The following is a 21812-nucleotide window of genomic DNA, read 5'->3' on the forward strand; positions in this document are numbered from 1 at the left end:
TTACTTGTTCTCCAGAGACGCTTTTGCCTCTTTCTCCACAACCTGAATACCCAGTTCACCGAGCGCCGCCGGATTGGCGAAGCTTGGCGCTTCGGTCATCAGGCAGGCGGCCGCGGTGGTTTTCGGGAAAGCGATAACGTCGCGGATGTTATCGGTACCGGTCAGCAGCATGGTCAGACGGTCAAGACCGAAGGCCAGACCCGCATGCGGCGGCGTACCGTACTTCAGTGCATCCAGCAGGAAGCCGAATTTCTCACGCTGTTCCTGTTCGTTAATGCCCAGAATACCAAATACGGTCTGCTGCATCTCGCCGCGGTGGATTCGCACCGAACCGCCGCCGACTTCATAACCGTTAATAACCATATCGTAGGCGTTGGCTACAGCCTCTTCCGGCGCGGCTTTCAGCTCATCCGCGGTCATATCTTTCGGCGAGGTGAACGGATGGTGCATCGCCGTCAGGCCGCCTTCGCCGTCGTCTTCGAACATCGGGAAGTCGATCACCCACAGCGGCGCCCATTTGCTCTCGTCAGTCAGACTCAGGTCTTTACCCAGCTTCAGACGCAGCGCGCCCAGCGCGTCGGCCACTACTTTCTTGTTGTCGGCGCCGAAGAAGATCATGTCTCCATCCTGCGCGCCGGTGCGGTCAAGGATCGCTTCCACGATTTCAGCGGTCAGGAATTTGGCCACCGGGCTGTTGATCCCGTCCATGCCTTTGGCACGCTCGGTCACTTTAATATAGGCCAGCCCTTTCGCGCCGTAGATCTTCACAAAGTTGCCGTATTCGTCAATCAGCTTGCGGGTCAGAGAGGCCCCGCCCGGGACGCGCAGGGCCGCCACGCGCCCTTTCGGATCGTTGGCCGGGCCGGCAAAGACCGCGAATTCCACAGACTTCAGCAGGTCGGCGACGTCCACCAGCTCCATCGGGTTACGCAGATCCGGTTTATCGGAGCCATAGCGACGTTCGGCTTCGGCGAAGGTCATGATCGGGAACTCGCCCAGGTCGACGCCTTTCACTTCCAGCCACAGCTGACGCACCATCGCCTCCATGATCTCACGCACCTGCGGCGCGGTCATAAAGGAGGTTTCCACGTCGATCTGGGTGAATTCAGGCTGACGGTCGGCACGCAGGTCTTCATCGCGGAAGCATTTGACGATCTGATAGTAGCGGTCGAAGCCGGACATCATCAGCAGCTGTTTGAACAGCTGCGGCGACTGCGGCAGCGCGTAGAATTTGCCTTTGTGCACGCGGGAAGGCACGAGGTAATCGCGGGCGCCTTCCGGGGTGGCTTTAGTCAGCATCGGGGTTTCGATGTCGAGGAAGCCATGGTCGTCCATAAAGCGGCGCACAAAGCTGGTAATTTTCGCGCGGGTTTTCAGGCGCTGCGCCATCTCCGGACGACGCAGGTCGAGGTAGCGGTATTTCAGACGCGCTTCTTCGGTGTTGACGTGATTGGAGTCCAGCGGCAGCGATTCTGAGCGGTTAATGATCGTCAGATCGGAAGCCAGCACTTCGATAGCGCCGGTGGCCATGTCCGCGTTGATGTTTTTCTCTTCACGCGCGCGAACGGTGCCAGTGACCTGAATGCAGAACTCATTACGCAGTTCAGAGGCTAACTTCAACGCATCCGCACGATCCGGATCGAAAAACACCTGAACGATGCCTTCGCGGTCGCGCATATCGATAAAAATGAGGCTACCGAGATCGCGACGGCGGTTGACCCAACCACACAGAGTCACCTGCTGCCCAACGTGGGACTGTCGAAGCTGTCCGCAATATTCTGTACGCATGAGATATCCCTTAACTTAGCCGTCGGCGGATTGTCGTCTGCCCTGCAGGCGACGAGGTCGCAGCTTTAGCTGATGTCACAACTGAATGAAAAAAGGCGGCTATTATACTGGAAATTCTGTCGTTCGATAAGTCCGACGCACGATGTACGCTGCTTTGCTGCGCGCTTAACGTCCACACTCACATAAATTAACAAAATTTGTTACTCTTTTGCTGAAGCCGCAAAGGTATTGTAGCCGCCTGACAACAGATGAAGATACGGGGATACCATGTTAGAACTCAATGCAAAAAACACGGCGCTGGTGGTAATCGATCTGCAGGAAGGCATTCTGCCTTTCGCCGGCGGCCCGCATCGGGCTGACGAGGTGGTGGCGCGCGCCGCTCGCCTGGCAGACAAGTGCCGGCAACAGGGTTCGCCGGTCATCATGGTCCGCGTGGGCTGGTCGGCCGATTTCGCCGAAGCGCTGAAACAGCCTGTCGACGCTCAGGCCGGGGCGCATACGCTGCCCGAAAACTGGTGGACCTACCCGGCCACGCTGGGTAAGCAGGAGAGCGATATCGAAGTGACCAAACGCCAGTGGGGCGCGTTCTATGGCACCGACCTTGAGCTTCAGCTGCGCCGCCGCGGGATCGACACCATTATTCTCTGCGGCATCTCCACCAACATCGGCGTCGAATCCACCGCCCGCAATGCCTGGGAGCTGGGTTTTAACCTGGTCATCGCCGAAGATGCCTGCAGCGCCGCCTCCGCCGAGCAGCATCAGTGCAGTATGACGCATATTTTCCCGCGCATCGGCCGGGTGCGCAGTACCGAGGAGATCCTCACGGCGCTATGATTTATATTGGGCTTCCCCAGTGGTCGCACCCGAAATGGGTGCGCCTTGGCATCACCAGCCTTGAAGAGTACGCCCGCCACTTTAACTGTGTGGAGGGCAACACCACCCTGTATGCGCTACCGAAGCCGGAGATTGTCGCCCGCTGGTATGAACAGACTCACGATGACTTCCGCTTCTGCTTCAAATTTCCGGCCACCATCTCGCACCAGGCCGCCCTGCGCCATTGCGACGAGTTAAGCAGTGAATTTTTTGCCCGCCTGGCGCCGCTGGCCTCGCGCATCGGCCAGTACTGGCTGCAGCTGCCGGCGACGTTCGGTCCTCGCGATCTCCCCGCGCTATGGCATTTTCTCGACGGACTGCCGAAGGATTTCACCTACGGCGTCGAAGTTCGTCATCCCGAGTTTTTCGCCAAAGAGGAAGCGGAACAGCAGCTCAACCGCGGGCTGCACGAGCGTAACGTCAACCGCGTGATCCTCGACAGCCGCCCGGTCCATAGCGCTGCGGCCACCAGTCCGGCGATGATCGATGCCCAACAAAAGAAACCGAAGGTGCCGGTACATGCGGTGATGACCGCCCGACAGCCAATGGTGCGGTTTATCGGCGGTGACGATATGGCCCATAACCGGGAACTGTTTCGCGTCTGGCTTCAGACCCTGGCGAAGTGGCATCAGTCGGGGACCCCGTGGTTGTTCCTGCATACCCCGGACATTGCTTTCGCCCCGGCGCTGGTGGATACCCTGTGGGGTGACCTGCGCGCTGCCCTGCCGGCGGCAGGAAATGCGCCGTCGATTCCGCAGCAATCTTCTCTTTTCTGATATCCTGCTATCATATCCGGAGCCATCTGCCAGAGTTAAAGGGAGTTTTCGTATGGTCAGCGCGCTGTATGCCGTTTTAGGTGCGTTATTGTTAGTGAAGTTCTCATTTGACGTGGTGCGTCTGCGCACCCAATACCATGTAGGCTACGGTGACGGGGGCTTTAGCGAGCTGCAGGTTGCCATCCGCGTTCACGGCAATGCCGTCGAATATGTGCCGATTGGCCTCATTTTGCTGTTATTTATGGAGATGAACGGCGCTCAGACCTGGATGGTGCACGTTTGCGGGATTTTATTAATTGTCGGGCGACTGATGCACTCCTGGGGTTTTCATCACCGCGTCTACTACTGGCGCCGCTCCGGCATGAGCGCCACCTGGTGCGCGTTGTTGCTAATGGTGCTGGCCAATCTCTGGTATATGCCCTGGGAGTTGGTTTTCTCCCTCCGTTAGCGCACAATACGCCGTTTTCGTTTTTTCGGGTTTAACGTTATGTCTCACCGCGATACGCTTTTTTCCGCGCCGATTGCCAGCCTCGGCGACTGGACCTTTGATGAACGGGTTGCTGAAGTCTTCCCCGATATGATCCAGCGTTCTGTGCCCGGCTACTCCAATATCATCTCGATGATCGGCATGCTGGCCGAGCGCTTCGTTCAGCCCAACACTCAGGTTTACGATCTTGGCTGTTCGCTGGGCGCCGCCACCCTCTCCGTGCGCCGCAATATTAGCCATCCGGGCTGTCGCATTATCGCCATCGATAACTCGCCCGCGATGGTGGAGCGCTGCCGTCGCCATATTGACGCTTATAAAGCGCCGACGCCGGTCGAAGTGATTGAAGGGGATATCCGCGACGTGACCATTGAAAACGCCTCGCTGGTGATCCTGAACTTTACTATTCAGTTCCTTGAGCCGGGCGATCGCCAGGCGATCCTCAATAAAGTCTATCAGGGGCTGAATCCGGGCGGCGCGCTGGTGCTCTCGGAAAAATTCAGCTTCGAAGACGCCCACGTTGGCGAACTGTTGTTCAATATGCATCATGACTTTAAGCGCGCCAACGGCTACAGCGAACTGGAGATCAGCCAGAAACGCAGCATGCTGGAAAATGTGATGCTGACGGACTCCGTCGAAACCCATAAAGCCCGCCTGCGTCAGGCTGGGTTTGAACATGCCGAACTGTGGTTCCAGTGCTTTAACTTTGGCTCGCTGGTGGCCGTGAAAGCCGGGGAGCAGGCATGAACGACTTCAGTAACTTCTATCAGCTGATCGCCAAAAGCCCGCTGTCTCACTGGCTGGAGACGCTGCCTGCCCAGGTAGCCGCCTGGCAGCGCGATGCCCTGCACGGCAAGTTTCGTGAATGGGAGCGCGCCGTAGAATTTCTGCCGGAGCTAACGCCCTGGCGTCTGGATCTTCTGCACAGCGTCACCGCCGAGAGCGAAACGCCGCTCAGCGAAGGCCATCAGCGGCGGATCGAAAATCTGCTTAAAAACCTGATGCCGTGGCGCAAAGGCCCTTATTCGCTGTACGGCATCAATATCGATACCGAATGGCGATCCGACTGGAAATGGGAGCGCGTTCTGCCGCACCTGTCCGATCTCACTGGCCGGACTATCCTCGACGTGGGCTGCGGCAGCGGCTATCACATGTGGCGGATGATCGGCGCCGGCGCACATCTGGCGGTCGGTATCGATCCCACCCAGCTGTTCCTGTGCCAGTTTGAAGCGGTGCGTAAGCTGCTCGGTAACGACCAGCGGGCGCATTTGCTGCCGCTGGGCATTGAGCAGCTGCCGGCGCTGGAGGCCTTCGACACCGTGTTCTCGATGGGCGTGCTCTACCACCGCCGCTCGCCGCTGGACCATCTGTGGCAGCTGAAAGATCAGCTGGCGCCAGGGGGCGAGCTGGTGCTGGAGACGCTGGTGGTTGAAGGAGATGAAAATACGGTGCTGGTTCCGGGCGACCGCTATGCGCAAATGCGCAACGTCTATTTTATCCCCTCGGCGGCGGCCCTGAAAATGTGGCTGGAGAAGTGCGGGTTTATTGACGTGCGTATCGTCGACGCCTGCGTCACCTCGACAGAGGAGCAGCGACGCACCGAATGGATGACGACCGAATCGCTGGCCGATTTCCTCGACCCACAGGATCAGCGCAAAACGGTGGAAGGCTATCCGGCGCCATTACGGGCTGTGATCATTGCCACCAAACCGGAAACCCAGCAGTCGCTGGCGAAAAAAGCGAGATAAAAAAAGGCCCCTGTTTAATGGGCAGGGGCCTGGTACGGGCAATCATCATATTGGGCGACATGATGTGCAGCAAAAAACCGTTTAACTTCTCCAGGCGGAGATAATCCTTTTCATCTCCGCCACCGCTGCGCCATTCACGGCGTAGCGTCTGTATTCATCGGCATCGGGATCGGCTGACATCGAAACGCCCGGATGACGAAAGCGCATTTCCGACGGCAACCAGTGGCCAGCCGAGCTATGGACCTCTTTCACCCCCGCCTGCAGAAACAGCGGCAGGTTCGCGGCGCGGACTCCCGCACCGGCCATAATGATTGGAGTATCCCCTGCGGCAATAAGTTCCGTAATTAATGAAATACCTTTCTCCGCCGAGGATTGCTGACCGGAAGTCAGGATACGTTTAACCCCCAGCGTCCCCAGCGTTTTCCAGGCCTGACGCGGGTCAGCGCACAGATCGAACGCGCGATGAAAGGTCACCGCCAGCGGCCCCGCCGCGGCCATTATTTTTTTCATCCGCGGGATATCGACCTGGCCATCAGCATCCAGCACGCCGGTCACCAGCCCGGAAAAGCCCAGATCCCGCACCATGCGAATATCGTTAAGCATCGCGGCGAACTCTTCCTCGGTGTAGCAGAAATCGCCGCCGCGCGGGCGAACGATCGGATGCACCGGGAGAGTAATCGCCTCGCGGGCCGAGACCAGCACCCCATAAGAGGGGGTTAATCCCCCTTCCTGCGGCGCGGCGCAGAGCTCAATACGATCGGCGCCGCAGCGCTCAGCCTCCCGGGCGCACGCCATGCTGTAGCAACACACTTCCAGTACCGCCATTCCTCTCTCCCTGATCCAGACAACCTTTGCAGCATGTCACAATTTCACGCGGCAGACGCCGCGCGGCTTCACACTGTTACGTATCGGCTTGCTCGCTGGCGACGATTTGTTCAATAGACCACGGATGAAATTTGACCGTCACGCTGCCGTCGGTCACCGCCAGGGTAGGATTCGGCAGGCGCTCATGCTCCCCTTTCGGCGAGCTGGTTTTGACCACGATCCCCGGCTGGCTGAGTCCGTCATCGGCCAGCAGCGCCAGAGCGCGGGCATTTAAGGTTGCCGGATCGCCGGGCAGGACGATTTCGATATGCTCCCAGCCTTCATGGGGATAACGCTTTTCACCCGGCCACGGCAGCTCAACGATATGGAAGCGCCAGTGCGCCACGCAGACCGGCTCCGCCAGTTTGAACAGGCAAATGGGCCGGCCGTTGATCATATTCTCCGACAGCAGGGTGCCGCACTGCTCCAGACCGCGGCGCCAGCGTTCCGCAGTGGTATTCTGATGACAGCGCAGGGAGATATGGTCGGCGTCGAGCCCGGCGATCTCCAGTCCCAGTCGCGCAGTGAAGCGCTGAAGCGCATCGGAAAATCGCGGGAGATCCGCCGTAATATCGGCCAGTTGTTCATTTTGCTGCCAGTTTGCCATGGGTTTGCTCGTCAATAATGCTCGTCAGTAATGAAAAGGTAATTTACCGTGTTTCGGCCTGCGGACCAACCGCCGCCCCGCTGATGGGCAACTGACCGGCGATGGATTGCGCACGCCGGCGCGCCGCGCGCAATGCTGACGGACGGGGACAAATGCAGTATACTCCCGCCCTAATTTGTCCACATTATGGCGCCGCCTCCCTCGGGGGCAGGCGCATTACACGTAAGGTATTCCGGTGAATATTCAGGCTCTTCTCTCAGAAAAAGTCAGCCAGGCCCTGATCGCGGCAGGCGCGCCTGCCGATTGCGAACCCCAGGTCCGCCAGTCAGCAAAAGTTCAGTTCGGCGACTATCAGGCCAACGGCGTGATGGCTGTCGCCAAAAAGCTGGGTATGGCGCCGCGACAACTTGCAGAGCAGGTACTGTCTCATCTTGACCTCAACGGCATTGCCAACAAGGTTGAAATCGCCGGGCCGGGCTTTATCAATATTTTCCTCGACCCCGCGTTTCTGGCGGACAACGTCAACCGCGCGCTGCAGTCTGAGCGCCTGGGCGTCACGAAACCGCAGGCGCAGACTATCGTCGTCGACTACTCGGCACCCAACGTAGCGAAAGAGATGCACGTCGGCCATCTGCGTTCGACCATCATTGGCGATGCTTCAGTCCGTACCCTGGAGTTCCTGGGTCATAAGGTGATCCGCGCCAACCACGTCGGCGACTGGGGCACCCAGTTCGGGATGCTGATCGCGTATCTGGAAAAACAGCAGCAGGAAAACGCCGGCGAAATGGCCCTGGCCGACCTCGAAGGTTTCTATCGCGAAGCGAAAAAGCACTATGACGAAGACGAAGCCTTCGCCGAGCGCGCGCGCAGCTACGTGGTTAAGCTGCAGGGCGGTGATGAGTACTTCCTGCAGATGTGGCGTAAGCTGGTCGACATCACCATGTCGCAGAACCAGATCACCTACGATCGCCTGAACGTCACCCTGACCCGCGATGACGTGATGGGTGAGAGCCTGTACAACCCGATGCTGCCGGGGATCGTCGCCGATCTGAAAGCCAAAGGGCTGGCGGTTGAGAGCGAAGGCGCTACCGTGGTCTTCCTTGATGAGTACAAAAACAAGGAAGGCGAACCGATGGGCGTCATCATCCAGAAAAAGGATGGCGGCTACCTCTATACCACCACCGATATCGCCTGTGCGAAGTATCGCTATGAAACGCTGCACGCCGACCGCGTGCTCTACTACATCGACTCTCGTCAGCACCAGCACCTGATGCAGGCGTGGACCATCGTGCGCAAGGCAGGCTACGTGCCGGACTCCGTGCCGCTGGAGCACCATATGTTCGGTATGATGCTGGGGAAAGACGGCAAGCCGTTTAAAACCCGCGCCGGCGGTACCGTGAAGCTGGCGGATCTGCTGGACGAAGCGCTGGAGCGCGCCCGTCGCCTGGTGGCCGAGAAGAACCCGGATATGTCGGCTGACGAGCTGGAAAATCTGGCGAAAGTGGTGGGTATCGGCGCGGTTAAATATGCCGACCTGTCGAAAAACCGCACCACCGACTACGTCTTCGACTGGGATAATATGCTGGCGTTCGAAGGCAACACCGCGCCGTATATGCAGTATGCCTATACCCGCGTGCTCTCCGTGTTCCGCAAAGCCGGCATCGACGAAAACGCGATGATCGACGCGCCGGTGGTCATCGCCGAAGATCGCGAAGCTCAGCTGGCCGCGCGCCTGCTGCAGTTTGAAGAGACCCTCTCCGTGGTCGCTCGCGAAGGGACGCCGCACGTGATGTGCGCCTACCTCTACGATCTGGCGGGCCTGTTCTCCGGCTTCTACGAGCACTGCCCGATCCTCAGCGCGGAAAGCGAAGAGACCCGCAACAGCCGTCTGAAGCTGGCGCTGCTCACGGCGAAAACCCTCAAGCTGGGTCTCGATACCCTCGGTATCGAAACCGTCGAGCGTATGTAACAAGCAACCCGGCGAAAGCCGGGTTAGTTTTATTCGGCGCCTCGCCAGCGGGGCGCCCTGCTCAGAAGTACTTGCGTAGATACTCCGTCAGACAAAGGATCGCCATCGCCTGACCGTAGGGCATCGAGGTAAGCGGGATCTGGCGATAAAAGTCGAGGTCTGACCCCATCCCGGTGCCAAATGAGGTCTGCAGCAGCTCCCCCTGCGGCGAAATATTCTGCACAATCCCGCGAATCGCTTTTTCAGCCACCCCGGCGTAGTGCTGCCCGACGTAACGCTTGCGCACCGCTTTGAGAATCCCGTAGGCAAAGCCGGCGGTCGCCGAGGCCTCAAGATAAGAGTGCGGGTCGTCCAGCAAGGTATGCCACAGGCCGCTGTCGTCCTGGCATTCTGCTAAGGCGGCAATCTGTGCGTCGAGGACTGTAATCAGATAGCGCCGTACCGCGTTCCCCTCGGGGAGATCCACCAGTTCCAGAAAATCCGGGATCACCATGGTGAGCCAGCTGTTGCCCCGCGCCCAACGCGCCCGGGCAAAGTTATGCCGCCCCTCATAGTTCCAGCCGTGAAACCACAGCCCGGTCTCCCGGTCCATCAGGTTCTGCACATGGAGCAGGAACTGGTAGGTTGCCTCCTCCACATACTGGGGGCGGTTAAGCAGCTTGCCAATTTTGGCTAACGGCAACACGGTCATCATCAGCGTGTCATCCCACATTTGCTGATGGTTCTCCTCCGCCAGAGTCATGTGCTGCATACCGCCCTGCTCGGTGCGCGGCATCTCGTGCATCGCCCACTCCGCCCAGCTCTCCAGCCACGGCAGATACGCCATACGGCCGGTCTCTTCAAAGCGGTAAGCCAGGGTCAGAAACGGGGCCATAGTATTGACGTTTTTGGTCGTTGCTCCCTCGGCGAAGCGGTCGGCAAACCAGCGATCGATGATATCACGCATCTCGATATCGCCGGTTTGCTGGTAATACTGATAGATGCCGTACAGCCCAACGCCGTGGGTCCACTCCCAGCCGGCCCAGCCTTTGGTATCGATCACGCGCCCGTCATCCAGGCGTAGTAAAAATTGCCCGCTCTCATCCTTAATATTCACCAGGTTTTGCGTCACGTTGCGGATCAGCGCCTGCAGTTCGCTACGGGCGATAAAACGCTCAGGCTGACGCAGTAATGGGCTATGTTTGACCGGCCAAACTTTCATGTTGTTAACCTCGGGTATATGTCGAATTCAAAGCGCCGCCCTTAATGAGCGCCGGGGCAGCAGGTTTATGACGATTCAGATAGCCAATATTGTTATTGCCCCACAGACAGTCGTAAGGCATCCCCGCCAGCAGCTCGACCACCGCGCGGTGTTCCGCACTGGTCTGTTCCGACTGAGCGTAGCCGAGCTCGCGCATTCTGAGGGTCTCGCTGCGCAGGACGCTGTGGGTGTGCAGGTTGAGCTTGAAGCGCAGCGAGACGAGGAAGCCGCAGGCTAACACCACCAGAGTGCCGACGCTGAGGATCAGCAGAATGGTATGGCTGACCCCTTCAGGCTGTATTTTTTGCCCGGAAACAAACCCCGACAACTGCATAATGATCCCCACCAGCATCACCGCCCCCGCCTGCGAGGCTTTGCGGGTCAGAGTCATGATGCCGGCAAAAATCCCCTCCCGGCGCTGGCCGGTGATCGCTTCGTCGACGTCGGCAATATAGGTGTAGGTATTCCACGGTACGTAATTTATCCCGCCGCGTCCCAGTCCGGCGACAGCAGAGATGAGCAGCAATAAGGAATAGACGTCGCTCAGTCCGGCGTAATAGAGCAGCGCGTAGGAGAGTGAGCTCAGGCCAAACAGGACCACCACCATGCGGTACGACGGCGCGGGGCCAAAACGAATGCACAGCGGGATCATGGCGATTACTGCAATAAACTGGAAGATGGCCATCGTCCCCAGCAGGTTCGAGGCGACGGCGGCTTCCTGCATCAGAACAAAGACCACGTAATAGGTAAACACGGCATTGAAGACGTCCTGGGCGATATAGCCCCCCAGATACATGCCGAGGTGCTGGCGGAAAATTTTTATCCGCAGCGTAGAACTCAGCTCAATCACCAGGCGATTGAGGCTCTGAGCAAGGGTTAAGTTTTGTTTTTCCGCTTCCGCCCGCAGGGCCGCTTCCGACCACGCCTCCCGCGGTCGTTCCCAGGTGAAACACCAGACCAGAGTCAGCATCACCGCGCACAGCACCGAGAACACCAGACTGGCATAGAAGAACGAGCTGGCATTATCTTTGCCGAGCCAGGAGAGAAGGATCCCCGGCAGGAAGGAGGCTAAAATCGCCGACATCTGCGCCATCGAAATGCGCGCGCCGGAGAATTTGGTTTTCTGTTTAAAGTCATCGGTCATCTCCGGCACCAGCGTCTCATAGGGCACCAGAATCATGGTATAGACCATATCAAACAGCAGATAGGTCGCCAGGTAGTACCAGAAGCCCATCTCGCCGACCCACATCGCTGAATAGCTGAATACGCAGGGGATGCCGAGCAGAATAAAGAATTTTCTGCGGCCGAAGCGCTTACCAAGCCAGGTGGTGCCAAAGTTATCGGTGAGAAAGCCCATCAGCGGGCTTACCACCGCGTCCAGCACGCGGGCGGCAGCAAAAATAAGCGTGGCCTCAATCGGGGTCAGTCCGCAAAAGGTCGTGTAAAAGTAGAGCAGCCATGCGGCGGTTAGCGCCGTCGTGCCGGCGCCGAGAAAATCGCCCGCGCCGTAGGCCAGATAGTTAGCCAGTCCAATTTTTCGTGTTTTCATCGCCGTGATCCTGTGTCTTTTTTTTAAAAGAACGCCGACAATCGTTCCGGATTTGCCACCGGAAGGGAGTGGGTACCTGGCTACACTAAAAGCTGTGAAAGGAGGTTACCTTTGTACTTTTGCCACGGAACAGTCGCCGGTGGCAAAATGACAAAGAGATGACGTCGCCACTTCACTCATTTATAAAACAGCATTTCTTTTTAATCAAAAGACAGGTTCATTGATGTGATCTGGCTGGAAGGTCGCCGACTAACGAACAGGCTCGCAAATCCCGGGATCGGCCCTTGCGCAGTCGGGGAAACAGGAGTAAAGAATGGAAGAAAGGGTTATTCCGCGTATCTCAAGGAGGCCAGATGCCTTATACCCATCTGCTGGTTGCCGTCGCGCCAACGCCGGAGAGTCAGGTATTAATTAAAAAAGCGGTGTCGATAGCCCGCCCCGTTAACGCGAAGGTGAGCTTAATCACTCTCGCTACGGATCCGGAGCTGTATAACCAGTTCGCCGCACCGATGATGGAAAATCTGCGCGAAGTGATGCAGGAAGAGACGCGGGAGTTTCTCAATGAGCTGGCTCGCCACGCGGACTACCCAATAGAAAGAATGACCATCGCCTGCGGCGAGCTAGGCCATCATATTAAGGACTTCTGCCGCTCGCACCGTGTTGATCTGGTGATCTGCGGCAATCACAACCATTCCCTCTTCTCACGCGCCACCTGCTCGGCGAAAAATATCGTCGGCAGCTGCGGCGTTGATGTCCTGTTGGTTTCCCTTGAAAAGGGCTAACGCCGGTTAGCCCTTTTCCTGAACTAGGCCAGTTTAGGGAAGGTGGCTATCTTCCCCCGCAGACGGCTCTCCTCGCTGCGCGGTGAAATATGCTGCAGATCCTCGACAAAGCGCGCCTGCCAGTTATGAATATCATTTTCTCTGATCACGTCCAGCATCGCTGAATGACGGGCGATACGTTCCGCCAGCGGCATGCTGAGCGCGCGATCCAGCGCGGCGGCAACCTCGTCGCGATCGTAAGGATTGACGATCAGGGCGCTGGTCAGCTCCTGCGCCGCCCCGGCAAACTGCGACAGGACCAGTACGCCAGGGTTATCCGGATCCTGCGCCGCGACGTACTCCTTCGCCACCAGATTCATACCATCGCGTAGCGGCGTCACCAGCCCGACGTCAGAGTAGCGGAAGACCTTCATCAGCAGCTTACGATCAAAATGCTGATTCAGATAGTAGAGCGGTGTCCAGCCAAGCTGACCAAACTGTCCGTTGATGCGTCCGGCTGCGGTTTCCAGCTGGTGGCGGATATCCTGATAGGCCTGCACATCGCCGCGGGAGGTCGGCGCGATCTGGGTATAACGGATTTTGCCGTGGTGCTGAGGGTACTTCTCGAGCAGCGTCTCGTAGGCGAGGAATCGCTCCGGCAACCCTTTCGAATAGTCAAGACGCTCCACGGAGAAGATATTCTTCACATTTTTCAGCTCGTTCTTCAGCTGGGCCAGCTTCGGCGGCAGCGGACCTTTAGCGTTGCGCGTAATTTCGTCCGGATCGATCCCTATCGGATAAACCTCGGTACTGAACGCCTTACCCCATGCCTGATAGCGTTTATCGCCGAGGTCGGATAGGCGAGTCTGCATAGCAATGCTGTCGAGAAAAGCGGTTCTGTCGCTTTCGGTCTGGAAGCCCAGCAGATCGTAATCGCACAGTTGCTCCAGCAGCTCAGCGTGCGGCGGCAGAGCGTTAAAAATCTCCGGCGTCGGGAACGGAATATGTAAGAAAAACCCGATGCGATTGTTCACCCCGCGCTTGCGCAGCTCGCTGGCGAAGGGCAGAAGATGGTAATCATGGATCCACAGCGTATCGTCTGGCTCAATCAGCGGCAGAAGCTTGTCCGCCAGCATGGCGTTAACCCGCAGATATCCCTCCCAGGCTTCGCGCTGAAAGCTGACCAGATCAAGGCGATAGTGGAAAGCCGGCCACAGCACGGCGTTAGAGAACTGGTTGTAGTATTCATCATGGTCCCGTTCATTAAGGTTGAACGACGCCCAGGAAATATTCCCGCGGGAGACCTGCTTGAGCGGCTGCTGGTCATCGCCAATCTCGCCGCTCCAGCCAAACCACAGACCCCCCGCCGCTCTCAGTGCCCCCAGGATGCCGACGGCCAGACCGCCAGCGCTCGATTTTTTATCGTCCGGTAAGGCGATACGGTTAGAGACTACGACTAAACGACTCATGGTCATCCCTCCTTTCGGTTTGCGCGTCATACGCCAGATGTTGCAACCACGTCCTTACAGCGGCGGCATCCGCCAACCGCCAGTGCGCCTGAGTTTCCCCGGCGCCAACTTTTACCGACATTCCCTGCAGTTGATTAACGACGCTGAATCCCGCCTCGTCGGTCAAATCATCGCCGACAAAAACCGGTTCGCGGCCGGCGAATGGCGCCTCCTGCATGAACGCGGTAATCGCCTCCCCTTTGTTGACGCCGCGGGGTTTAATCTCCACCACGCACTTGCCAAGCTGTAACGACAGCAGCGGATAGCGCTGAACAATCCGCTGCGCCAGCTCCAGCACGGCGCTCTGCTGCTGCGGGGCCTGGCGATAGTGGAGCGCGAAAGCCATCTCTTTACTCTCCAGCTCACATCCCGGGAGCGCTTCCAGCGCCGACGTCAGCTCAGCCGCGATCTCATCGCGCAGCGCTGTCGGCAGAGAGACGATGTAGGTTTTACCATTGATATCACGGCGCTCGGCCCCGTGAACGCCGGCCAGCGGTAGCCGCCAGGGATGGGTTAGCGCGTCAAGTTCAGCCATTGAGCGCCCTGAAATCAATGCCACCGCGCCCCCCTGCTGCTGGGCCAGCGCATTGAGCGCCTGCAGCGTGCTGTCGGGTATCACCACCTGATCGGGGTGCGGCTGGATATCGGCAAGAGTACCGTCGAGGTCAAAGAAAAAAGCGTAGTTTCCGGTTAGCGCAGGCGGTACAGATATCTGGTTATCCACCCTGTTTCCTCCTTATCATGGCCAGCCGAAGCTGGTTGTTAATTATATGTGAGCCATGTAAGTATAGACAGTGTGACCAACCTCGCCATTTTTGATAGTTACCGCCAGCGAAACGGGCGCTGGCGGCAATTACTCTGTAAACTAAAAAGTTCGGTTTAAATTCAGGCCGCACGTTTGGCTTTTTGTTTGTAGCGGTCGAAGATCACCGCCGCCAGCAGGATCACCCCTCGCACGACGTATTGTGAGAATGGCGAGATATTCAGCAGGTTCATCGCATTTTCCACGGTTCCGAGGATCAGGATCCCGGCCACCACGTAGGAGATCTTGCCGATCCCGCCCTTCAGCGACACCCCGCCCAGCACGCAGGCCGAAATAACAATCAGCTCATAGCCAATCGAGGTCATCGGCTGGCCGCTGGTCATCCGCGACGCCAGAATGATACCCGCTGCGGCCGATACCAGACCGGAGAGCACAAAGATAATAATCTTGGTGCGCACCACCGGGACGCCGGCCAGGCGCGCCGCCTCTTCATTGCCGCCAATAGCCAGCGTATTACGGCCAAAGGTGGTTTTGTTTAGTAATAATCCGAAAACCACCAGGCAGGCGACGGTCAGCCAGATCGGCGCTGGCAGACCAAACCAGTTGGCGTAGCCGAGGGTGAAGAAACGTTCATCTTCGATCCCCACCGCTTTGCCGTCGGAGATAATATAGGCCAGGCCGCGGACAATCTGCATGGTGGCCAGCGTGGTGATCAGCGCGTTGATCTTAAGGCGCGCAATGACAAAGCCGTTAACCAGGCCACTAAGCGCCCCCAGCAACAGGCCTGCGGCGATCCCCAGCCACAGGCTTTCGCTGAGATTAATCACCACCGCGGTGGTGACCCCGGCGCAGGCGATAACCGACGCCACCGACAGGTCAAAATCGCCGGAGGCCAGGCAAAACAGCATGCCGCAGGCCACCATCCCGGACATCGAGATCGCCAGCCCCAGCCCTTTCATATTGACGAATGAAGCAAAGTTGGGCACAAAAATCACACAGCCGATAAACAGCACCGCAAACACCACCAGCATGCCAAACTGATCCCAGATGCGGGCAAAGCTAAAGGTTGAGCGGGTAGCCCCGGACGTAGTCACTGATGACATCATTTACTCCTTACTCAGGCGACAGCCTGGCTCACTGTTGGCATCGCAAGGCTTAACGCCTGCTGTTCATTGGCTTCTTCATGCAGCAGTTCGCCGGCGATTTGCCCTTCGCGCATCACCACGATGCGGTCAGCGACGCCCAGCACTTCCGGCAGGTCGCTGGAGGCAAACACCACGGCGACACCGGAGGCGGCGAGGCCATAGATCACATTGTAAATTTCATGTTTGGCGCCGACGTCGATGCCGCGGGTTGGCTCATCAAGCAGGATCACCTTCATCTCTTCCGACAGCCAGCGGCCAAGGATCGCTTTCTGCTGGTTGCCGCCCGACAGGTTCATAATCAGCTGTTCCGGGCCCGGCGTTTTAATATTCAGCGACTGGATATGTTGATCGGCGTTGTCCGCCTCCCAGGCGTTGTTGATCAGGCAGCCAGCGTGAATATGCTTGCGCCGGGCGCTGATATTGATGTTATCGCGCACGGAATGCACCGGAATAATCCCCTCCGCTTTACGATCCTCCGGGCACAGCATCATCCCGGCCTGGATGGCCTGGGCCGGTTTGCGAATGGAGACGGGCTGGCCATCGATATACACCTGACCGCCGGTTATCTGCGTGCCGCCAAACAGGCCTTTCATTAGTTCGCTGCGCCCGGCACCCACCAGTCCGAACAAACCGACAATTTCACCGCTGCGCACCGAGAGACTAACCGGCGTGCGCACGCCCGGCGCTTTGACCTCCTCCAGGCGCAGCCGCTCCTCGCCATAGGGGCGAGGCTTCCAGCCATAAATATCGCCCAGATTGCGGCCTACCATTGCCTGGACCAGGGCGTCGTGGCTGACGCTCGGCATATCGTCAAAGGTGCAAACGTAGCGGCCATCTTTAAAGACGGTGATGGCATCGCTGAGGGCAAAAATCTCTTCCATCCGGTGTGAAACATAGATGATGACCCTTCCCTCCTCCCGCAACTCGCGGATGACGCGAAACAGGTTGTCGATCTCTCTGGCGGAGAGCGAGCTGGTCGGCTCATCGAACGCGATAATCTTGGCGTTACGCGCCAGCGCTTTGGCAATCTCCACCATCTGCCATTGACCAATGGAGAGATATTTCAGCGGCGTCTCCGGGTCGATATCCAGACCCAGATGCTCCAGCTGCAGGCGGGCCTCATAGTTGAGCAGCGAGCGATTGACGATGCCGCCTCTGTGCGGCAGCTGACCGAGATAGATATTTTCGGCGACGGTCATCTCCGGGATCAGATGCAGCTCCTGGTAGATGATTGCCACGCCGGCGTTCAGCGCCTCCATGGTATTGGCGAATGCCATCTGCTGGCCGCCGATCTGCAGATGGCCCGCGGTCGGGATATAGTTGCCGCTGAGAATTTTCAACAGCGTCGATTTGCCTGCGCCATTTTCGCCCATCAGCGCGTGGATCTGTCCTGGGTAGCAGTCAAAACTGATATCGGACAAGGCCTTTACGCCAGGGAACGTCATGGTGATGCCGCGAAATGAGAGATAAGGGGTAGACTGTTGCATAACGACTCCGCTCTTCTGCACTCAGCCCCCGCGCCGCGGCGGGGGCCAGTTTAATCAGGCTGTTACAGCCCTTTTTTCGCCAGCTCTTCTTTGAAGTTATCGCGGGTAATCAGCACCACATCGGTCACCGCCGTGAACTTCGGCGGCTCGACGCCCTTGGTGACCCAGTTGTAGAGCATTTCGCTGGTTTTGTAGCCGTGGATATCCGGGCTTGGCAGCAGAGAACCATAGAAGCCGGTCGGCTGCGCCTTCGACAGTTCGTTGACGGCATCCACGCCGTTGATGCCGATGCCAATCACATCGGGAGCTTTAAAGCCCTGACCTTCGGTCGCGCGCACGCCGCCGAGGACGGTGTTGTCGTTCATCCCGACGATCAGCCAGTGTTTAACCTGCGGATGTTGGACCAGCATCGAGTTACCGGCGTCGAACGCTCCCGGGATATCGTTGGATTTTGTCGGCACGCGGTAGATTTGCGCGTCCGGGAAGCCGGCCGCCTTCAGGGCATCGATGGAGCCGGTGGTGCGACGGCGCGCGGTATCCAGCTCATCGGCGGTGATCGCCATTACGGCGGTGTCTTTGACATCCCAGCCGCGCTTTTGCATCTCTTTATAGAGTTCCTGCCCCTGACGGGCGCCAATTTCGCTCGCCGCCATCATCACCAGCGGTACGCTCTCCATCGGTTTGCCCTTCGCATTGACGAACTGGTCATCGACGGTAATCACCTTCATGTCATAGCCACGCGCTTTGGCGACAATCGCCGACCCGAGCTTGGGATCGGGGGTACAGATGACAAAGCCCTTCGCGCCGCTGGCCGCTAGGCTGTCAATGGCATTCAGGGTTTTCTCTCCATCCGGAACCGCAATTTTAATAACGTCAAAGCCTAAATCTTTTCCTGCTTTATCAGCAAATTTCCACTCAGTCTGAAACCATGGCTCTTCCGGCTGTTTCACCAGAAAACCCAGTTTAAGATTTTCCGCCATAGCTGATTGTGACATAACCGCAGCGAGACCAATGGCCGCCAGCGCTTTAGTAAATTTGTGCATGGTAAACTCCAGCTTTAATTCGCTTTCATGTAGGGAAAAATCGGAATTAACAATTTAATCGGCATCAAAACAAGGCATTAGAAAAATCGCATTCCCCACTGCCGTTGTTAGAGTAGTAATACCCGGAAATTATTTCTCCATACGAGAGCATTATCACATCGCGGAATTACAGTAATTGCGTACATACATTTAGCAAAAAATGACATAAAAAATGACACAATTGTCATACAATTTTACCGGGGCATAGCAGGATCATCTATACCATCAGCAGGCTTATCCTTGTGTTGTCAGAGGATGTTTAACGGTGGGTTACAGCACTGTTATCATCAGCGATTGACGGCGTTGCTGCGGGCGATCACCTGTGCGCCACTCAAATGGCAACCCACCTCGCACCGCTGAGCCACATGGCCCGCTTAATATCGCGAAAAAACGGATCTTTGGCGTAATTTATTCCGAATAGAAAAAATATATTCCTCTTGATAAAAGCACCTGCAACAAAAAATAAAAATAATGATCATCAACCTGAAACATTACTAATGAAATAACTTATTCCGTTCTCTTCTACGACGAATCTCGTAGTCAAATACTTATATCTTATAACCAATCTGAAACCAGCGAGCCCCTGCCAACGGCGCACAATCTCAGCCCTGGTAGTTTGCACAAATAATGGTGTAACAAAACGTAAATTACCGCGCTTGAGAGTTTTCTTAATTTCGTTGAGCGAGTATTCTTAAATCGTCGGCAAATGGAAAAAATACCCGACTCATACGGAATGTGTAGAGTTTTATTATTCTGCAACAGTGCCGCGTGTCACTATTTTATCTTGTAGTTATCCGCAGGATCCGCTGACGCGCACCAGTAACCCCTTCCCGGTTAATAAGGATATTTTTTATGGCAGTTCCAGGAATGGCACAAAAGCTAAACACCCAAATGAATCTTGAGTTTCACGCCTCTAACGTTTACCTGAACTTAAGTGAGTGGTGCGCCCGACATCGCTTCGACGGCGCCGCGACGTTTCTGCGCACCCGCGCGCAAAGCAGCATCACCCTCACTATGCGCGTATTTGACTACCTGAAAAAAGCCGGCAGCTGGCCGATCGTCAATCCCGACCACGCCTGTAACCCTGAGTGCACCTCGCTGGAAGATCTGTTTACCCAAACCCTGAGCGATTACCAACAGCGCAGTCGTCTGCTGAGCGGTCTCGCTCAGGAAGCCAAAGCGCAAAGCGATGACAGCACCTGGCGGTTTCTCACGCTGTTGGCGGAAGAGCAGCAGCAGGATGGCCTGCTATTGCAAAGCGTGCTTGAGGAAATTCGTAATGCCGATAAAGCCGGTCTCGGGATGGAGCAGACCGATCGGCGTCTGATGGCTATCGTTGGAGAAGCGCAGAAAGCGCATTAATCAAGCCTTTATCGCTCTGCCAGGGGGAGCGCGTCTGCGCTGCCCCGCCCGGTTTATTAATCCATTACGTCTATTTTTTCTCCCCTATTATTCCTTTCAAGAATAAAAAAGTTTTAACTCGATCCCATTCCCTCATCACCGTTACCCCATAAGGGGGATTAGTGAGCGCGGTCACTTTTTGACGAACCATAAAGAAATATAAAAACAGTGTTTCAAAAATATAAAACACGAGGTTTATTTTTTATGGCTAGATACACGGCTTCAGCCTCTGAAGGGCTGCAGGGAAGACCGATCTTGTTACGCCATCAGTTAGCCTACGGCGGCGGAAATCTGTTAGGGAGCGGCGCACTGGCGATAAGCGGCGCATGGCTACTCTATTTTTATACGACCTTTTGCGGCCTGACGCTGATCGAGGCCTCATTTATCTTCTCCGTCGCCAGCATCATTGACGCTATCAGCAACCCGCTGATGGGCTATCTGACGGATAATTTTGGCAAAACGCGTTTGGGCAAGCGCTTCGGCCGCCGGCGTTTCTTTCTGCTAATCGGTATTCCGCTGATGATGTTCTACCCGCTGCTGTGGGTGGAAGGCCTGAGTTTCTGGTACTACCTTAGCACCTATGTGGTGTTTGAGATCATCTACACCTCTATCATGGTGCCTTATGAAACGCTGGCGACAGAGATGACCGATGATTTCTCACTGCGTTCAAAACTGACCGGCTATAAAGCTATCTTTGGTAAGCTGGCCAACTTCCTCGCGGCGTTTATTCCCGGCCAGTTCATTCTGCTGTATGGCAAAGATTCTGCCACCCCTTTCTTCCTCACCGGTCTGACCTATGGCGCGATCCTGATCGTCGCTATTTCCTGCCTGTGGTTGTGCAGCTGGGAGCGTGAGCGCGGGGAAGAGGTGGAAACCAGCGCGAAAAAAGGACTGCTGAGCACCCTGCTGTCGCTGGCGAAAGATATGCGTTCGACTTTTTATCTACGCGTATTCCGCAAACATCTTGGTATGTACCTGTGCGGCTTTGGCGCGGAATGGCTGTTTGCCTCCATCTTCACCTATTTCGTGATCTTCGTTCTACAACACGATCCAGCGATGGTGGCCGGGCTGAACAGCCTGAACTCGATTCTGCAGCTGATCTCTACGGCGCTGTTTATCGGCCTGTGCGTGAAAAAGGGCTTCAGCAAACCCTATATCCTGGCGCTGGGGATCGTCATTTTCGCGGTTCTGCTGTATACCTCGCTGTGGTTTTTCCATCTACCGTCCGGCCTGGCGACAGTGCTGATGTTCGGCATTACCGTGCTGTTCGGCCTGGGTACCGGCGGGGTTTACTATATACCCTGGACCGTTTACACCTTCCTGGCCGATGTCGATGAGATCTACACCGGACGCCGGCGGGAAGGGATCTATGCCGGCGCCATGACCTTCTCAGGAAAAATTCTGCGCTCGATTGTGGTGTTCTCGATGGGGGCGATCCTGAGCTTCTACGGTTTCCAGTCAAAAGCGCACAGCCAACCGGAAAGCGCGGTGACCGCTATCGCAGTGGTATTCTGCGTCGGGGTGATCGCATTAGCCCTGGCCGCCATCGTCTTCAGCAAGCAGATGAAGCTGGACCGGAAGGCCCATCTGGTGGTGCTGCAGGAAGTCGCGCGGATAAAAGCGGGCGGCAAAATTAGCGATATTGCGCCGGACGTGCGGGTTATCGTGGAGGATCTGGTCGGCCATCGCTACGAAGAGTGCTGGGGCAACAGCAAATTGTTCAAAGATGCTGCCCCTGCGCCTGCGCAGACCGTCGTTTCCCATTAA

At 56.9% G+C, this 21812-nt stretch carries 20 protein-coding genes and 1 pseudogene; 10 read left to right on the forward strand and 11 right to left on the reverse strand.

Going from position 1 to position 21812, the window contains the following annotated elements; all coding sequences use genetic code 11:
- Positions 1-1788 carry an aspartate--tRNA ligase gene (gene aspS, locus KHQ23_RS12800; RefSeq protein ID WP_002911479.1) on the reverse strand — a complete coding sequence of 596 codons (1788 nt, stop codon included), beginning with the start codon at positions 1786-1788 and terminating at the stop codon, positions 1-3.
- 267 nt (positions 1789-2055) lie between these two features.
- On the opposite strand from aspS, the gene KHQ23_RS12805 reads away from it, so the two are divergent.
- Genes KHQ23_RS12805 through cmoB form a run of 5 tightly spaced genes read left to right on the forward strand, consistent with a single transcriptional unit; the run spans position 2056 to position 5669 of the window.
- Positions 2056-2622 (forward strand): hydrolase, encoded by a 567-nt coding sequence (locus tag KHQ23_RS12805; protein ID WP_015958657.1) that lies wholly within the window; start codon positions 2056-2058, stop codon positions 2620-2622.
- The gene (locus KHQ23_RS12810; protein WP_015958658.1) at positions 2619-3437 is read left to right on the forward strand and encodes a DUF72 domain-containing protein; all 819 of its coding nucleotides are present in this window, start codon (positions 2619-2621) and stop codon (positions 3435-3437) included. Before KHQ23_RS12805 ends, KHQ23_RS12810 begins: the two co-directional genes overlap by 4 nt.
- A gap of 52 nt (positions 3438-3489) precedes the next feature.
- The gene (locus KHQ23_RS12815) at positions 3490-3885 is read left to right on the forward strand and encodes an MAPEG family protein (RefSeq protein WP_002911484.1); all 396 of its coding nucleotides are present in this window, start codon (positions 3490-3492) and stop codon (positions 3883-3885) included.
- Positions 3886-3924: 39 nt separating this feature from the next.
- Positions 3925-4668, forward strand: a complete 744-nt coding sequence (gene cmoA, locus KHQ23_RS12820; RefSeq protein WP_002911486.1) for a carboxy-S-adenosyl-L-methionine synthase CmoA — start codon at positions 3925-3927, stop codon at positions 4666-4668.
- Positions 4665-5669, forward strand: coding sequence for a tRNA 5-methoxyuridine(34)/uridine 5-oxyacetic acid(34) synthase CmoB (cmoB, locus tag KHQ23_RS12825; RefSeq protein WP_032434778.1), 1005 nt, complete (start codon positions 4665-4667; stop codon positions 5667-5669). Before cmoA ends, cmoB begins: the two co-directional genes overlap by 4 nt.
- An 81-nt stretch (positions 5670-5750) precedes the next feature.
- Here the strand turns inward: cmoB and cutC are convergent, their stop codons facing one another.
- Positions 5751-6494: a copper homeostasis protein CutC gene (gene cutC / locus KHQ23_RS12830; RefSeq protein ID WP_211776883.1), complete on the reverse strand. Its 744-nt coding sequence runs from the start codon at positions 6492-6494 to the stop codon at positions 5751-5753.
- A 76-nt stretch (positions 6495-6570) separates the two neighbouring features.
- Positions 6571-7140, reverse strand: coding sequence for a VOC family protein (locus KHQ23_RS12835; protein ID WP_002911491.1), 570 nt, complete (start codon positions 7138-7140; stop codon positions 6571-6573).
- Positions 7141-7375: 235 nt separating this feature from the next.
- On the opposite strand from KHQ23_RS12835, the gene argS reads away from it, so the two are divergent.
- Positions 7376-9109, forward strand: a complete 1734-nt coding sequence (gene argS, locus KHQ23_RS12840; RefSeq protein WP_004151452.1) for an arginine--tRNA ligase — start codon at positions 7376-7378, stop codon at positions 9107-9109.
- Between the two features lie 61 nt (positions 9110-9170).
- On the opposite strand, the gene KHQ23_RS12845 is transcribed toward argS, so the two are convergent.
- Positions 9171-10310, reverse strand: a complete 1140-nt coding sequence (locus KHQ23_RS12845; protein ID WP_002911497.1) for a glycoside hydrolase family 105 protein — start codon at positions 10308-10310, stop codon at positions 9171-9173.
- 4 nt (positions 10311-10314) lie between these two features.
- Entirely contained in the window at positions 10315-11898 is a 1584-nt protein-coding gene (locus KHQ23_RS12850) for an MFS transporter (protein WP_002911499.1), read from the reverse strand.
- A 353-nt stretch (positions 11899-12251) separates the two neighbouring features.
- On the opposite strand from KHQ23_RS12850, the gene uspC reads away from it, so the two are divergent.
- A complete protein-coding gene (gene uspC / locus KHQ23_RS12855; RefSeq protein ID WP_004175415.1) occupies positions 12252-12680 on the forward strand; it encodes a universal stress protein UspC in 429 nt (142 codons plus the stop codon).
- Positions 12681-12703: 23 nt separating this feature from the next.
- Here uspC and otsA read toward each other — a convergent pair whose 3' ends face one another.
- From otsA to KHQ23_RS12880, 5 genes are all read right to left on the reverse strand, one after another.
- A complete protein-coding gene (gene otsA, locus KHQ23_RS12860; protein ID WP_004175414.1) occupies positions 12704-14128 on the reverse strand; it encodes an alpha,alpha-trehalose-phosphate synthase in 1425 nt (474 codons plus the stop codon).
- Complete coding sequence (otsB, locus tag KHQ23_RS12865; RefSeq protein ID WP_032434779.1) at positions 14103-14891, reverse strand: trehalose-phosphatase; 789 nt, start codon at positions 14889-14891, stop codon at positions 14103-14105. Before otsB ends, otsA begins: the two co-directional genes overlap by 26 nt.
- Before the next feature lie 161 nt (positions 14892-15052).
- On the reverse strand, positions 15053-16033 hold the full coding sequence (araH, locus tag KHQ23_RS12870; RefSeq protein ID WP_002911507.1) for an L-arabinose ABC transporter permease AraH: 981 nt from the start codon (positions 16031-16033) through the stop codon (positions 15053-15055).
- Positions 16034-16047: 14 nt separating this feature from the next.
- Positions 16048-17562, reverse strand: a complete 1515-nt coding sequence (gene araG, locus KHQ23_RS12875; protein ID WP_002911516.1) for an L-arabinose ABC transporter ATP-binding protein AraG — start codon at positions 17560-17562, stop codon at positions 16048-16050.
- Positions 17563-17624: 62 nt separating this feature from the next.
- On the reverse strand, positions 17625-18605 hold the full coding sequence (locus KHQ23_RS12880; protein ID WP_002911518.1) for an arabinose ABC transporter substrate-binding protein: 981 nt from the start codon (positions 18603-18605) through the stop codon (positions 17625-17627).
- A 361-nt stretch (positions 18606-18966) separates the two neighbouring features.
- Between KHQ23_RS12880 and KHQ23_RS12885 the strand changes: the two are divergent.
- Positions 18967-19062, forward strand: a pseudogene (locus tag KHQ23_RS12885) (hypothetical protein); the annotation flags it as partial.
- A 434-nt stretch (positions 19063-19496) separates the two neighbouring features.
- Positions 19497-20006 (forward strand): non-heme ferritin-like protein, encoded by a 510-nt coding sequence (locus tag KHQ23_RS12890; RefSeq protein WP_004175413.1) that lies wholly within the window; start codon positions 19497-19499, stop codon positions 20004-20006.
- Positions 20007-20076: 70 nt separating this feature from the next.
- Here the strand turns inward: KHQ23_RS12890 and KHQ23_RS12895 are convergent, their stop codons facing one another.
- Positions 20077-20235 (reverse strand): succinate dehydrogenase, encoded by a 159-nt coding sequence (locus tag KHQ23_RS12895; protein WP_004148869.1) that lies wholly within the window; start codon positions 20233-20235, stop codon positions 20077-20079.
- 65 nt (positions 20236-20300) lie between these two features.
- Between KHQ23_RS12895 and KHQ23_RS12900 the strand changes: the two genes are divergently transcribed.
- Positions 20301-21812 carry an MFS transporter gene (locus KHQ23_RS12900; protein ID WP_002911522.1) on the forward strand — a complete coding sequence of 504 codons (1512 nt, stop codon included), beginning with the start codon at positions 20301-20303 and terminating at the stop codon, positions 21810-21812.

The organism is Klebsiella sp. 64, from assembly GCF_018223915.1.
GTDB classification, from domain to species: domain Bacteria; phylum Pseudomonadota; class Gammaproteobacteria; order Enterobacterales; family Enterobacteriaceae; genus Klebsiella; species Klebsiella pneumoniae.